General features: G+C 71.5%; 15 protein-coding genes and 1 tRNA gene. 9 read left to right on the top strand and 7 right to left on the bottom strand.

Going from position 1 to position 14319, the window contains the following annotated elements; all coding sequences use genetic code 11:
* Positions 1-33: 33 nt before the first annotated feature.
* Entirely contained in the window at positions 34-600 is a 567-nt protein-coding gene (locus C472_RS00095; RefSeq protein WP_006627727.1) for a peptidylprolyl isomerase, read from the bottom strand.
* 115 nt (positions 601-715) lie between these two features.
* Between C472_RS00095 and C472_RS00100 the strand changes: the two genes are divergently transcribed.
* From C472_RS00100 to C472_RS00110, 3 genes are all read left to right on the top strand, one after another.
* Positions 716-916 carry a XapX domain-containing protein gene (locus tag C472_RS00100; RefSeq protein WP_049906101.1) on the top strand — a complete coding sequence of 67 codons (201 nt, stop codon included), beginning with the start codon at positions 716-718 and terminating at the stop codon, positions 914-916.
* Between the two features lie 90 nt (positions 917-1006).
* Positions 1007-1501, top strand: coding sequence for a universal stress protein (locus C472_RS00105; protein WP_006627729.1), 495 nt, complete (start codon positions 1007-1009; stop codon positions 1499-1501).
* Positions 1498-2466, top strand: a complete 969-nt coding sequence (locus tag C472_RS00110; protein WP_006627730.1) for a hypothetical protein — start codon at positions 1498-1500, stop codon at positions 2464-2466. Before C472_RS00105 ends, C472_RS00110 begins: the two co-directional genes overlap by 4 nt.
* A gap of 1 nt (position 2467) precedes the next feature.
* Here C472_RS00110 and C472_RS00115 read toward each other — a convergent pair whose 3' ends face one another.
* Positions 2468-3001 carry an Rrf2 family transcriptional regulator gene (locus tag C472_RS00115; RefSeq protein WP_006627731.1) on the bottom strand — a complete coding sequence of 178 codons (534 nt, stop codon included), beginning with the start codon at positions 2999-3001 and terminating at the stop codon, positions 2468-2470.
* A gap of 406 nt (positions 3002-3407) precedes the next feature.
* Here C472_RS00115 and nadE point away from each other — a divergent pair, with 406 nt between their 5' ends.
* A complete protein-coding gene (nadE, locus tag C472_RS00120) occupies positions 3408-4391 on the top strand; it encodes an NAD(+) synthase (RefSeq protein ID WP_006627732.1) in 984 nt (327 codons plus the stop codon).
* 45 nt (positions 4392-4436) lie between these two features.
* Here the strand turns inward: nadE and C472_RS00125 are convergent, their stop codons facing one another.
* Positions 4437-5900, bottom strand: coding sequence for a M28 family metallopeptidase (locus C472_RS00125; protein WP_006627733.1), 1464 nt, complete (start codon positions 5898-5900; stop codon positions 4437-4439).
* A gap of 119 nt (positions 5901-6019) precedes the next feature.
* On the opposite strand from C472_RS00125, the gene C472_RS00130 reads away from it, so the two are divergent.
* Positions 6020-6090 (top strand) — tRNA-Gly (locus tag C472_RS00130).
* A 478-nt stretch (positions 6091-6568) separates the two neighbouring features.
* Here C472_RS00130 and C472_RS00135 read toward each other — a convergent pair.
* Positions 6569-8092 (bottom strand): KaiC domain-containing protein, encoded by a 1524-nt coding sequence (locus C472_RS00135; protein ID WP_006627734.1) that lies wholly within the window; start codon positions 8090-8092, stop codon positions 6569-6571.
* A 273-nt stretch (positions 8093-8365) separates the two neighbouring features.
* On the opposite strand from C472_RS00135, the gene C472_RS00140 reads away from it, so the two are divergent.
* Genes C472_RS00140 through C472_RS00150 form a run of 3 tightly spaced genes read left to right on the top strand, consistent with a single transcriptional unit; the run spans position 8366 to position 10493 of the window.
* Positions 8366-9178, top strand: coding sequence for an NAD(+)/NADH kinase (locus C472_RS00140; RefSeq protein ID WP_006627735.1), 813 nt, complete (start codon positions 8366-8368; stop codon positions 9176-9178).
* Between the two features lie 46 nt (positions 9179-9224).
* A complete protein-coding gene (locus C472_RS00145) occupies positions 9225-9752 on the top strand; it encodes a hypothetical protein (protein ID WP_006627736.1) in 528 nt (175 codons plus the stop codon).
* A gap of 45 nt (positions 9753-9797) precedes the next feature.
* A complete protein-coding gene (locus C472_RS00150) occupies positions 9798-10493 on the top strand; it encodes a VTT domain-containing protein (protein ID WP_006627737.1) in 696 nt (231 codons plus the stop codon).
* Between the two features lie 293 nt (positions 10494-10786).
* Here the strand turns inward: C472_RS00150 and C472_RS00155 are convergent, their stop codons facing one another.
* The 3 genes from C472_RS00155 to aspS all read right to left on the bottom strand — a co-directional run bounded on the left by C472_RS00155 (position 10787) and on the right by aspS (position 13399).
* Positions 10787-11515: a DUF4382 domain-containing protein gene (locus C472_RS00155; RefSeq protein ID WP_006627738.1), complete on the bottom strand. Its 729-nt coding sequence runs from the start codon at positions 11513-11515 to the stop codon at positions 10787-10789.
* Position 11516: 1 nt separating this feature from the next.
* Entirely contained in the window at positions 11517-11819 is a 303-nt protein-coding gene (locus tag C472_RS00160; protein ID WP_006627739.1) for a hypothetical protein, read from the bottom strand.
* 275 nt (positions 11820-12094) lie between these two features.
* Positions 12095-13399, bottom strand: coding sequence for an aspartate--tRNA(Asn) ligase (gene aspS, locus C472_RS00165; protein WP_006627740.1), 1305 nt, complete (start codon positions 13397-13399; stop codon positions 12095-12097).
* 562 nt (positions 13400-13961) lie between these two features.
* Between aspS and C472_RS00170 the strand changes: the two genes are divergently transcribed.
* Complete coding sequence (locus C472_RS00170) at positions 13962-14294, top strand: hypothetical protein (protein ID WP_006627741.1); 333 nt, start codon at positions 13962-13964, stop codon at positions 14292-14294.
* Positions 14295-14319 lie beyond the last annotated feature (25 nt).

The raw sequence follows: 14319 nt of genomic DNA on the forward strand, positions 1-14319 counted from the left end.
CGGTCGCCGTCGCGCGCGCCATGGTTCGCGGCGTTACTCGTCGACGTCGACGGTCTCGATCTCGACGGCCTCGCGCGGGTCGTCGTTGCGGCCGGTCGGCACGCCGCCGATCTCCTCGACGACGTCCATCCCGTCGATCACCTGTCCGAAGACGGCGTGTTTGCCGTCGAGGTGCGGGGTAGCGTCGAGCGTGATGAAGAACTGCGAGCCGTTCGTGTTCGGGCCGGAGTTCGCCATCGAGAGGACGCCGGGGCCGTCGTGGGTGAGGTCGTCGTGGAACTCGTCGTCGAACTCGTAGCCGGGACCGCCGCGGCCGTTCTCCATCGGGTCGCCGCCCTGGATCATGAAGTCGTCGATGACGCGGTGGAAGACGATGCCCTCGTACAGCGAGTCGCCGCGGACCTCGCCCGTCTTGGGATCTTCCCACGTGTTCGTGTCCGGGGCCGGCTCCGCGTCGGCTGCGGGGTCGTGGCGGGCCAGACCGAGGAAGTTCTCGACCGTCTTCGGCGCGCGGTCGGCGAACAGCTCGACGACGATGTCGCCGTGGTTGGTCTGGAGCGTCACCTGCGGATTGTCGGGATCGTGAACCTCTCGTGCCATGTCCGACGGGAGGGGCGCGCGTCGGAAAACCCTACCCATCCGCGTTACCCCCCGCGCGAGCGGCCCGCCGACCGCGAACACCGCCCTTATGAACGAACGACGCCGACGCGTCGACATGAGTTCGACTTCCGTCCTGACCGTCGCCGCCCTCCTCGTCGGGGTGACGGTCGGCGCGCTGTTCGCGTTCCTCCGCGTTCCGATCCCTGCGCCGCCGGAACTGCCGGGCGTGATGGCGATCGTCGGGATCTACCTCGGGTTCAAGCTCGTCGGCTACGCCGGCGTCGGCTTCGACCTGCTCGACGCCCTCGGGCTCTGACCGTCCCGCGAGCGTGTCGGCCGCTCGGTCGGCCGACGTCGACTCCTCCCGGCCGGTACCGTTTTCCCCCGGCCGGGAGCAGTAGCGCACATGTACGACGAGATCCTCCTGCCCGTCGCGCCCGGCGGCGAGGCGAACGACGCGATCGCACACGCGATCGGCCTCGCCGACCGCTACGACGCGACGGTCCACGTCGTCTCCGCCGCCGACACCGCGGCCGACACGCTCGCGGGGCCGCGGACCGGGGCGTTCTCCGATCGGCTCGCGGACGCGGCCGAAAAACGCGTGGAAGCGGTGACCGGCGAACTGGAGGCCGCCGGCGTTGAGACGGTCGGCAGCGTCGTCCGCGGCGAGCCGCTGGAAGTGATCGAGAACGCGATCGACGACGGCGCTGACATCGTCGTCATGCCGAGCCACACCCGGCGGGGGATCCGCCGGCTCCTCCTCGGGAGCGTGACGGAGAAGGTCATCCGCGTCGCGTCCGTGCCCGTGGTGACGGTTCCGATGGACGAGTCGGCTGCGGGGGCCGAGGCGGAAAACGAGGAAAAGGAAGACGACGCTGACGACGCGTCACGGGGCCGGTGACGAGCGACTCGTCTTCACGGGAGACCGTCACCCGCGCGTTCCGCGTCGCCTACGACGGCCGCGGGTACGCCGGATTTCAGCGCCAGCCGCACGCGCACACGGTCTCGGATGCGCTCCTCGCCGCGCTCGCCGAACACGGGATCGTCGAGCGCGGCGACGGGCCGACCCACGCCACGCCGCCCGGCTACGCCGCCGCCGGTCGGACCGACGCCGGGGTCTCGGCGGTGGCACAGACGGTCGCGTTCGAGGCACCGACGTGGCTCACGCCGCGCGCGTTCAACGGACACCTGCCGGGGGCGGTCCGCGTGTGGGCCGCCGCCGACGTCGGGGACGACTTCCACGCGACCCACGACGCGGTCCGGCGGACGTACCGGTATCACCTCTACGCGCCCCCCGCAGACGACGACAGCGACGAGGGCGGCGACGGCAACGGTGACGGGGGCGAGAGCGGGGGCGAAATCGGCTCCGACGCGGCGCGCCGAGACCCGGAACACGCGGTCGACGACGACCGGTTCCGCGACGCGCTCGCCCGGTTCGACGGCGAACACGACTTCCACAACCTGACGACCGACGAGACGGGGACGGTCCGCGACCTCGACGCGCGGGCGACCCGGGAGGGAGACATGCTCGCCGTCGAACTCGCGGCGGGCGGGTTCCCGCGGGCGCTCGTGCGCCGGGTCGTCGCGGCGGTCAGGGCGGTGAGCCGGGGGACGGCCGACCTCGCGTGGATCGACCGACTGCTCGCCGACGAGCCGGTCGCCGGCGGCCGGGGCGTCGGCCCGGCACCCCCCGAGCCGCTCGTGCTGTGGGACGTGGCGTATCCGGAGGCGGAGTTCGCGGTCGACCGCGAGGCCGCAGACAGCGCGCGCGTCGCCTTCGGCGAGCGACACCGCGACGCGCGCCACGCCGCGGCCGCGACCGGTGCCGTCCGCGAGCGGCTCGCCGCGGCCATCGAGGGCGAGTAACTCAGGCCGCGGAGCCGCCCGTCGGGGTCTCCATGCCGTCGACGCGGACCAGCAGGGTGTTGCCGTCGACGTTCGTCGCGTCCACCACGCCCGAGAGCCGCAGCCCGGTCGCGGGCGTCGGGCCGACGGTGACGTGGTCACCCGCGTCGAAGGGGCCGACCGGCCCGCGGATCACGAGCTCTGCGCGGCACAGTTCGGGGTTCGCGACGCTCGACAGGTCGATCTCCGCGACCGTGACGTCCTCGACGGGCGCACCCTCGCACTCGACGGGGGTCCTCGCGGCGTTCTCCAAGCGCTCGATCCCGAGGGCGTCGTACGCGCCGTCGGTCGGCACGTAGCCGCCGTCGGGCCCGGCGACCCCCTCGACGAGGCCGAGCGTTCGGAGGCTCCCCATCCGGTTGCGAACCGTCCCCGCGTTGCGGTCGATAGCCTCGGCGATCTCGCGTCCCTGTACCGGCGCGTCCCGCCCCTCGGAGAGGTTCACGAGCGCGGTGAGCACCCGGTTCTGACTGGAACTCAGCTCGATGTTTGACATGGGTACGACGAACGTGGTTCAGATAATAAATGTTCGTATATAACGACATTATATGCTTGAAAAAGATGTATTTCCGGCTTCAGATTTGAAATAGACAATATATAGGACGCTAATGTGGGCGAGCGTGAGAACGCTCTCTCGAACGAACCTATATTCCGATGGTACAGAAGTTGTGAGCAGAAATGAGTAACGTACGTACTTGGTATCTCGCTATTATCTGTGGATGACGGTGTAGTATTCTAATTCCTTATATTATCTACACCGCAGGTATTTACCGCGGCGAACGGAAGCCGCGGGCAACCAATGGCGACTCGGATCGACGAACGGAACGGAGTTGAGGGACAGAACGGAGTCGGCGGGCGGCTCGTTCGGACGGTGATACCCACGGGGCGGAAGGGGGAAGTCGATGGCTGACCGCGAGTCCGCGTTCGGTCCCGACGGCCCCGCCTCGTCGGAGCCCAGCGGCGGCGTCGCGGTCGACGACGGTCACGCCGCCGACCGCGACGGATCGCCCTTCCGGTCGCTGCTCTCGGATCGCGATCCGGTGAGGGAGCGCGACCGGATCCGGTCGTTCGTCGCGGAACGGGTCGACGCCGCGGGTGCCGACGGGGTGGTGGTGAACATGAGCGGCGGCCTCGACTCGACGGTGACGGCCGCGCTCGCCGTCGAGGCCCTCGGCTCCGACCGGGTGTACGGACTGATCCTCCCGTGTAACAAGATCGGCGCGCCGCACGCCCGCGACGCCGAGGCGCTCGCGGAGGCGCTGGGAATCGAGCACGACACCGTCCACCTCCAGCCGTTGTTCGCGCAGTTCGGCGCGGTCGTCCCCGACCGGTTCGCCCTCCACGACGAACCGGTCCGCTCCGGGAACGCCGTCGCGCGGCTCCGGATGGCCGTCGGGTACCTCGTCGCCAACGCGACGAACCGCCTCGTGTGCGGCACCGCCAACCGGAGCGAACTGCTCTCGGGCTACCTGACGAAACACGGCGACGGCGCGGCCGACCTGTTCCCGCTTGGCCACCTCTACAAGACGCACGTCCGGTCGCTCGCGGCCGAACTCGACGTCCCGGAGTTCGTCGTCGAGAAGCCTCCCTCGGCCGGGTTCCTGCCGGGACAGCGCGACGCGGACGATCTGGGCGCTCCCTACGAGGTGATCGACCCCGTCCTCCACCTCGGCGTCGACCGCGGGCTCGACCCGGACGCGGTCGTCAAACGGATCGCGGCGGCGGTCGCCGACGCCAACGTTACCGACGCCGAGGGCAGCGGCAGCGAGGGCGACGGCGAGTTCGCGCCCGTCGACCGCGAGGTCGTCACGGACCTGCTCGGTCGCCACCGCGCGACGGCGCACAAGCGGCTCCCGCCGCCGACACCGGACGCCGACGTCGAGTGACGGCGACTCGCCCCGCCGGGCCGGTTCGCTCGTCCCGCCCGGGGCTCAGTCCCAGTCGGCCGGCCAGAGGTCGGCGGCGCGCATCCCCGTCTCGAAGTCGGCCTCGCGGAACGCGGCGGCGAGCTCCGCTCGGTCGAGCCGCGGGAGGTCGCGCTCGTCGGCCGCGAACTCGGCGACGATCAGGGCGATCAGCATCGCGTGTTCGCGGACGTTCCGGTCGTCGACCTTATCGCGCGTGTCCGCGTGGGTGTGGCCCCACCCCCGGCCGCGGTCGCCCGAGTCGCTGTGTAGCTGGAGCGCCGGCACGCCGCGGCGCACGAACGGCCACTGGTCGGAGAAGGGGTGCGGCTGCGCGTCGACCTCGATCGGCTGGCGCGTCGCCGCCGACACCGCCTCGGCGACCGACGCGGTCGCCGTGGACGCGTGCGCGAGGGCGACGAGGTCGCGGAACCGCCCCGCGCCGTCGACGTTGACCACCCCCTTCACCCGGTCGCGGTCGACGCGCTCGGCGAGGTGTTCCGCGCCGAGCAGCCCGACCTCCTCCGCGCCGACGGCGACCACGTCGACGCCGAGCGGGAGGTCCGCGTCCGCCAGGATCCCGGCCGCGGTCGCGACCGTCGCGATCCCGCAGCCGTTGTCGAGCGCGCCCTCCGCGATGTCGTGGGCGTCGTAGTGGGCGAGCAGGAGGACGCGCTCGTCGGTGTCGGGCCCGGCGCGCCCGATCACGTTGCGGCTCTCGCCCGGCGTCGTCGACGCCTCGACGGAGAGCTCGGCCTGCGCGCCCGGTCCCGACCCCTCGGTCGCCCCGTCGCCAGCGCCGGCTCCGCCCGTTCCCCCGCCCCCGGCCGCGTACTCACGGAGCCACGCGCCGGTCTCCTTCGAGACGCCGACGGCGGCCGCCTCGGCCTCCTCCCCGAACGTGAGCGACCCGGTGGGGGGCAGCTGCCCGTCGACGTGGTTGACGAACACGAAGCCGACCGCACCCGAGTCGATCGCGTAGCCGAACTTCTCCATCCGGTGGACGAACCGGCCGCCCGAGGGCGTGGTCGTTGAGGCGACCGCGATCCGGCCCGCCACGTCGCGCTCGTCGATCTCCGCCGGGGTGCCGTAGCCGACGTCGACGAGCTCGCCGCTCGCGTCCCCGGCGGGCGAGTAGGGAAGCGCCAGCGCCTCGAACGAGCGCGTCGTCGGCTCGCCGTCCCGGCCAGAGACGGTCACGTCGAGCGACGCCGACCCGCGCTCCCACGCCGGGAGGTCGAACGGCTCCGTCCGCACGTCCGCGAGTCCCGCCCGCTCGAAGGCGTCAGCGACGAGTCCGGCGGCCCGCCGTTCGCCCTCGCTGCCGGCCATGCGGCTCCCGATCGCGGTGAGGTCGGTGAGGAAGGTCCACGGTTCGTCGTCGGTCCACGTCGCGCCGAGCGCCGGGGCGAGTTCGGCCGCTCGCTCACGCACGCGCTCGACCGCGGCCGCCCGGTCCGGTCGGGTCGCGTCCGCCGTGTCGTCGGTCATGGGCGTGACTCCGTCGGTGACGGTTTAAGCGTGTGGCTCGCGGCATCCGGGGACCGGCGCGTGAGCCGCGCCCGCCGAAACGCTACGTTAAAGTGAGGCGGTCGGGTACGTCAGTCTGCGCACCGTTGGTCCAGTGGTAGGACATTAGCTTCCCAAGCTAATAGCCCGGGTTCAATTCCCGGACGGTGCACTCGTTCCGTTCGTGCCCCGTCCGTTGTCCCGTTCGCTCTGCTCACGGGACTCCCGGACGGTGTATACCTGCGGCGAGCAACCCGCGAGCCGCAGGTGTGCCAGTGGAATCGAACGGAATCGGTGGGACACTTCCGAAGCCCCAGTCGGTTCCGGTCGATGGCCTCGCTGCGCTCCTCGTCACTCGCGGTGCCCGTTCCTGCGGTGCTTACCTCGGCCGTCTTCCCGGAACCGACTGCCCCTTCGAGTCCCACCCCACGCGGCGACCGCTCCTCATTCCTCCCCAGCCTCGTCAGTCGCCCTCGGCGTTGCTCCGGGCGACTGACTCCAGCGAGAATCGGAGATTCTCTGGCAGCGAGGGACACGGTCCCTCGGGCAACCGGGCTTCGCCCGGTGACAGCCGGCGCGCAGCGCAACGTCGCGGTCGCCGGGGGCGACCGTTCGCTGGCGCGCGCGCCACCGCACAGCCGCGGCCGCGCTCAGAAGATGTTCGCCTGATCGTACACGGAGATCCCGGTGTCGGTGATGTCGTACGGCTTCGTCTCGCGGGAGTGGTTCGCGTCGCGGATCTTCTGGATCTCGACCGCGAGGCGGGTTTCACGGAAGTCGGACCCGCGGACGTACTGGAGGACGAAGACGGCGTCCGTGAGGTACTCGACGATCCCGTGGCGAGAGGCGTACGGCGTCTCCTCGCTCGCCTCGGAGGTGAGAAGCGTCGTCACGCCCGCCTCCTTCAGCGAGCGCGTGAACCCGAACACCTCCGAGCGTCGCTTCGCGGGGTGGTCGTACATCATCTCTAAAAGCGAGACGGAGTCCAGCACCAGCCGGTCCGCGTCGAACTCGGCGATGAGCCGGACGAGGTCGTTGCGGATCGACGACAGCGAGTTCGCCATCTCGATGGGGTCGATGGCGACGACGGCGAGGCGGTCCGCGTCCGCGTGCTCGCGGAACGGCCACCCCTTCTCCTCGGCCGTGTCGTAGATCGACTCGCGGGTCTGTTCGAGCGTGATGTAGATCCCCTTGTTGCCCGCTTCGAGGGCGTGGTTCAGGAACTGGAGCGCGAACGTCGTCTTCCCGGTCCCGGCACCGCCGATGACCGACAGCAGCGACCGGCTCGGAACGCCGCCGAGGATCATGTCGTCGAGCCCCTCGATCCCGATGTCGGTCCGCTCGATCCCCGACTCGAACTCGTCGGGGTCGACGTCGAAGTCGGTCGCCTCCCCCGGAGCGGCTTCGCCCCCGCCGAGGTCGTCGAACCCGAAGTCGTCGCCGTCCCGGGCCGCGGACCCGCGGTAGCCGCCGAAGGGATCGCTCCCCGCGTCGCCGGCGGACCCCGCACCGCTCGCGCCGCCACCGCCGCCCGCACCGCTCGACCCGCCGCCGGACCTGCCGCCCCGGCTCCCGCCGAAGGGATCGTCGTCGCCGAACGGGTCCGTCCCGCCGCTTCCACCCGTCTCGCCGCTCGGACCACTCTCCGCGTCGGAGCCGGCGTCACCCCCGCCGCCGAAGGGATCCCCGTCGCCGAAGGAGTCGCCACCGCCGAAGGAACCGAACCCACCGTCGTCGGCGTCGGCGTCCACGTCCCCGAACGCCCCGGCGGGAACGCCGTCGCTCCCGGAGTCGTCGGCCGCGGGCCCGCCTGCGTCTCCCCCGAACGGGTCGTCGCCGGCTCCCCCGTCACCGCCGAACGGATCGTCGTCCGGCTCGCCGTCGCCCCCGAAGGACTCGTCGTCCTCACCGGTCTCGTCGTCCTCACCGGTCTCGTCGTCGGTCCCGATCCCGATCGCTCTCGCCGGGTCGTCGGGGAGGTTCTCGGCGTCGTCGACTCCGCCCTCGCCGACGCCCGTGTCGGATTCTGGGCCGGCCGACTCCGGCTTTTCCTCGTTCGGTTCCGACTCCCCGCCGTCGCCGTCGTCGGTCGCTTCGCCCTCCACCGGCGGCTCGTCGGACTCCTCGTCGGTCTCGCGCAGCGCGCGCTCGAACCAGTCGTCCTCCTCGCTCATCGTTTCCGCCGCCCGTGGGGGGTCGACATGGGCCGAGCAACGCGGCCGAGCGGCTTGAAACTTTCCGGCGAGGTTTCAGATTTCGAGAATCCCACAGGGCCGCCGCTCACAACGGCTGCCCCGCCTCGCCGATGTCCGCACGCTTTTACCCGGGGACGGGGATGGACCGTTCATGGAAGTGGGCATCGTGGCGCGAAAGGGCAGCGAGCGGGCGGCGTCGCTCGCGGCGACGCTCAGCTGTCTCTTATACACATCTCTGANGAAGTGGGCATCGTGGCGCGAAAGGGCAGCGAGCGGGCGGCGTCGCTCGCGGCGACGCTCAGAGACGTCGTCGTCGACGCGGGCGAGGCGGTCTGGCTCGACGAGGAGACCGCCGGGGCGCTCGACGCCGGCGACGACGCCCGCCCGGTCGACGCGTCCGGCGACTGCGACCTGGTCGTCGCCGTCGGCGGCGACGGGACGTTCCTGTTCGTCGCGCGCAACGCCGGCGACACGCCGATCGTCGGAGTGAACCTCGGGGAGGTCGGCTTCCTCAACGCGGTCCCCCCGAGCGACGCCGCCGCCGCGCTCCGCGCCGAGATCCGGTCGTTCCGCGACGGCGGGTTGGACGTCCGCGAGGCCCCGCGGCTCACCGCCAGCGCGGGCGACTGGACCTCGACGCCGGCCGCGAACGAGGTGGTCGTCCAGGGCGACCGCCGCGGCCCGGGCGGCGGGATCGAGTACGAGGTGCGGGTCGACGGGTCGCGGTACGCCGGCGGGCACGCCGACGGCGTCCTCGTCGCCACGCCGACGGGGTCGACCGCGTACAACCTCTCCGAGCGCGGGCCGCTGGTCCACCCCGATGTGGACGGGATCGTCGTCAACGAGATGATCGCCGAGGAGGGGATGCCACCGCTCGTGGTGGACACCGACGCGACCGTCACCGTCTCGGTCTCCGACGAGGGAGGCGCGACCGTCGTCAGCGACGGTCGCGACACCGCCTCTCTCGACGGTCCGGCCGAGGTGACCGTCGAGCGGACTGCGCCGCCGATACGGATCGCGGGTCCCCCCTCGGACTTCTTCGAGGCGCTCGGCAAACTGTCGTGACCCGGACGCGCAAGCTTCAACCCCCGCCCGGTCGGAGCCACCGTCGATGAACGTTCCGCTGGGGCTGACCCCGTTCGCCGGGCAGTCGCGGACCGAACACGCGCTCGTCCTCGTCGGGGGCGCGTCCGCCTGTCTGATCGGCTACGTCGGGGCGGCCGCGGCGTTCTTCGGGCTGGCGGCGCTGGGCCACGGGGAGCCGGCCGGTCCACAGCGGGTCGCCGGGGCGTTCGCCTCGCTGGCCTGCTGGGCCTTCTACGCGCTCGCGTTCGTCCGCGGCAAGGGCGGACCCGTGACCGACGTCGTCGCGTATCCCCTCGCGACGGTGACGGTGGTCCCCTTCGCGTTCCGCTGGATCGCTTTCGGCCCGGCGTGGGACGCGCTCGCCGACCGGGTCGGCTTCTTCCTCCTCCGGCCCGCGCTGTTCGTCGACGCCGCCGTCCACGTCCTCCCGGGGCTCGTCCTGTGCGCCGGGGTCCTGACCGCGTGGGCGAGCCTGCTGGGCGAGGAGGCCGTCGCGGCGTGGCAGCGCGAACACCTCTCGGAGCCGTTCCGGGCGGCGTTCGTCGAGGAGTGAGCGCGACCCACAAAGCGTTTACCGGACGCCCGCCGACGCGGGAGCGTGAATCGCCGGTCGACGGTCGGGCGGTACGCGGTCGCGGGCGTCGTCGTCGCCGCGCTGGCGGCGCTCGCGCTCGCGGCGTCCCCCGAGGCCGCGCTCTCGCGGCTCCGGTGGCTCGCGGACGACCCGGTCCGGTTCGGGGTCGCCGTCGTCGCGCTCGCCGCCGTCAGACCCCTCCTCGCGTGGCCGACGACCCTCCTCGCCGTCGCCGTCGGCTTCGGGTACGGCTGGGTTGGGGTCCCGCTCGCGCTCGCGGTCGTCGTCGCCACCTCCCTCCCGCCGTACGCGCTCGCCCGGGCGGGGCGGCTCCGGCTCCGTGATTCGACGGGGGACCGCGGAGAGTCCGGACTCGCCGACCGGTTCTGTCGCGCGGGCGAACGCTTCGCGGCGGAGTCGGGGAGCGTGCGCGCCGTGACCGGAACTCGCCTGCTGCCGCTCCCCTCCGACGCGGTGACGGTCGGGGCCGCGGCCGCCGGCGTCGGAACCCGGTCGTTCCTGGTCGGCACCGCGCTCGGCGAACTGCCGTGGGTCCTCTGCGGGGTCGCGGTCGGCGTCTCGCTCGACCGTCTCGCCGCGACCGGCGGGTCGCTCGTCGACCCGACCGCGATACTCGGGATGGCCGCGGTGGGGGCGCTGGTGCTCGCCGGGCCGCTCTACCGGACCCTCGTCGCCTCCGACGCGGCGGCCTCGGCCTGACGGGGTTCGACAAGCGGTCCGAGGAGGCGGCGTGCGGACTGCAGCGAGATGTCACTACGGGAAACGGAGCGGGAGAAAAGTGGATCGCCGCGAATCGCGAAGAACGGAGACCGCCCGAGCGTGTCGCGCGGGCGATCGTGCGGGTCGTGTGCCTCTGACCCTCGACGCGGGGACCGACCGCGACGCAGCGCGCACTCCCCCGGTCCCCGAACCCCGGGAACCGAAACCCAGCCCTGACCCCGAAGCCGCGGCGCGGCCGCGGCTCCAACGGGGGACCGGGGGAACGCGCCGCGTCAGGCGTCGGAGGTGTTGCCGTCGCCCGACTCGGAGTCGTCCGAGTCCTCCGAGTCCTCGGTCTCGCTGTACTCGACTTCGATCCCGCTCGGCACCGGGCGGAGGAGGTACCGACCGTTCCCCCGAAGCACCGGCGCGAAGTCCGCGGTGAACGTCGTCTGGGTGTTCTCCCGGATCTCGAACGCCTCGTTGAACTTCAGCGGCGCGTTGCCGGGGAGGTCGACGGTCGCCTCGCCGCCGTCGGTGAGCGTCCCGTCGGCCGCGGACACGTCGAGCTGGAGGTACGGGTACTCCCCGGTCTCCAGTTCGCGCTCGTCGATCAGCTGGGTCTCCCCGTTCTGGAGCTCGACGAGGTCGGCCTCCTGCGGCTCGTCGAACTCGAAGTACTCGCGACCGGCGGGAGCGTCCTCGCCGTCGTCGGTCTCGTTACCGCCGTCCGTCTCGTTGCCGTCTGCGTCGTCGCTCCCGTCGTCGGTCTCGTTCCCGCCGTCGTCGCTGCCCTCCGACTCCGGCTCGGCCCCCTCCGGCCCGAGCCAGAACCCCTCGACGGTGACGACGAGCGACTCGAAGTCGCCGATGTCGGCGGGCTGGTCGGTCACCCGCGTCGCGAGCGTGCCGGTCGCGCGACCGACGCAGCCGGCGAGTCCGACGGAGCCGAGCGCGGCGACGCCGGTCGCACGCAGGTACGTCCGCCGGTCGACGTCGAGGTCGGGCGTTCGGTCCGTCACGTTACGCCCCCTCCTCGTCCGCGTCGTCTCCGCCGGACGCGTCCCCGTCGGCGGAACCGTTGCCGGCGATGTCGCTCACCGTGTCACCGAGGTCGTCGACGCCGCCGGAGAGGAACTCGTTCACGCTACTCAGCAGGTCGCCGACGAAGTCCGGGACCTGGTCCGGGAGGTCGCTCGGCGGTCCCGCGTCGCCGGGCGCGTCGCCCGGACCGGGAGCCGCCGCGACGGCACCGGCGGCCGCGCCGGTCCCGATCAGTACCACCGCGGCGATGGCCGCTATCAGCGTGGTTCGGATGGCGTTCATTGCGATTCCCACTCGGACCCGGACCTACTTCAATGGCGCAAGCCGTTCAGCCGAATTACGCCCAATTTTACCCGGTTTAAGCGCCGGGAGACGGCTCAAGAGCCGCGATCGGTGAATCTCCCGGGAATCGGTACGATCCATTATAAAAGAACGAGCGAAGCGCCCGCGGCCCGCGGCGGGGTGCGGACCGCGTCAGAACGGCGATTCGTCGCGTGCGCGACCCGGCTCGTGGCTCGGTCCGACCGGGGTTCGACCCGACGGGCCGGTCGCCGCGGTCAGGGCTCCAGCCGGTTCGGGTCGCGCGGGAACATGATCGCCTCCTTGATGTTGTCGAGGTCGGCGACCTTCTGGACGAGGCGGTCGATGCCCAGCCCGTAGCCGCCGTGCGGGGGCGTCCCGTAGCTCAGCGCCTCGATGTAGAACTCGAAGTTCGCGGTCTCGACGCCCTCCTCCTCCATGACTTCGACCATGCGCTCGACGTCGTGTTCGCGCTGGCCGCCCGAGGAGAGCTCCTGACCCTTGTAGATGAGGTCGAACTTCCGCGAGGCGATGTCGTCCTCGGGGACGTCCTGCATGTAGTAGAACTTCTCGTCGGGGTAGCCGACGACGAAGAACGCCGGGTGGCCCTGCTCCTCGAAGTGTTCGCCCAGCAGCTTCTCGCCCTTCGTGTCGAGGTCGGTCGGGTCGTCCGGGAAGTGCCCGTACTCGGTTTCGAGGATGTCGAGCGCCTCGTCGAAGGTGATCCGCGGGAAGTCGTCCTCCGGCACGTCGAGGTCGACGTCGAGGAGGTCGAGCTCGCGCTCGGCGTTCTCGGCGACCTCGCGGAGCGCGTACCGAAGCGACTCCTCCTGCACGTCCATCACGTCGTCGTGGTCGTCGACGTACGCCAGTTCCACGTCGAACATCGCGATCTCGGAGACGTGGCGAGAGGTCGCGAAGTCCTCCGCGCGGAACGCGGTCCCCGTCTCGTAGACGGCCTCGTAGCCGGAGGCCATCAGCATCTGCTTGTACAGCTGCGGGCTCTGCGAGAGGAAGGCGTCCTGGTTGTAGTAGAGGATCGGGAACAGCTCCGCGCCGCCCTCCGCGCCGCCCTTCGAGATGAGCGGCGTCTTGATGTCGACGAACCCCTCGTCGTCGAACCACTCCTCCATCGCGGTGATGAGCTCGGAGCGGAGCGTGAACACCGCGAGCGTCTCCGGCTTCCGGAGGTCGAGCGCGCGGTTGTCGAGGCGGGTCGAGAGGTCGACCTCGATGTCCTTCGAGATCTCCAGCGGGAGCGGGGAGTCCGCCTCGTCGATGACCTCGTACTCCGTGGGCGCGATCTCGACGCCGCCGGGGGCCTGATCGCTCTCCAGCGGTTCGCCGGCGACGCGGACGACGTCCTCGGCTCCGACGTCCTGAACGGCCTCGAACAGCTCCGGCTCGCGCTCCTCTTTGAACACGATCTGGATGAGGCCCTCGCGGTCGCGCACGATGAGGAAGACCAGCCCACCGAGGTCGCGGATCTCGTGGACGTGGCCGGCGATGGCGACCTCGTCCGCGTCCGGTTCGACGTCCGACGTGTGAATGCGGTCGATCATGGAGACGGGTGTTACGGCAAACTGGTCGGGCGGTCGGCATAGGTTTGTCGTCTCGCCGTCGACGGAACCCGACGGCTGTGGCCGTCTCGAACGCGTTCTCGGCCAGGTCAGCTCGCGCGCACTACCCGTGCCATGCGCTGGCATGACCAACGTAATTTTAATAGGAAACCCGTTCAGGATGTGGTCAACGGCGCAGAACGCGCCGCCGGAGCCCCAAATGACCCGTTCCATCCGCTCGACGCTCGCTCGGTCCGCGAGCGTCGCGTTCCTCGGGTGGACGGGTATCGGCTACGGGACTCCGGACCCACGGTCCGTCCGCCCGACCGCGTGACGCGCGTCGGCTGGGGAGGTTTCCCCGCGGGACGGACCAGACCCCCGTTCTCTCCAGCCGTCGCTGTCCGTCACGCGCGTCGAGCCGCGACCGTGTCCCTCGCGGGCGTCGGCCGACGACTCCTCGTCGTCGCCCGGCGCTCGGGGACGCGGACCCGCGGAGGCGGCCGGTCACGGCGACCGGTCGCTCCGCGACGCCGTCCGCGCCGCGTTCGACTCGCGGCGAGGGAGTATGGCAGCAGCCGACCACACGCCGTCCGTCGAGGCGACGGTCTCCGTCCGCGTCTCCGAGGCGGCGGCCGGCGACCTCGTCGCCGGCGCGCGAGCACAGATCGAACGAATCGACGGCATCAGCGTCGAGGAGCTGGAGATCGCCGGGTTACAGCCCGGCCTGAACGATACCACCGTCGAGGCCGTCGCGACCCTCGCGGTCGACGAGGCGGCCCGCGTCGCGGACGCGGCCGTCGATCCCGAGGCGGTCGCCCCGGAACTGGTCGCCGACCGGCTCGCCGACGGGTTCGGCGTCGACCCCGAGCGCGTCGAGCGGGTCGACCCACCCGACTGACGGGGCGGTCGCGTCCGCCTCCGCC

Origin of the sequence: Halorubrum tebenquichense DSM 14210, from assembly GCF_000337415.1 — an archaeon.
Taxonomy (GTDB): Archaea; Halobacteriota; Halobacteria; order Halobacteriales; family Haloferacaceae; genus Halorubrum; species Halorubrum tebenquichense.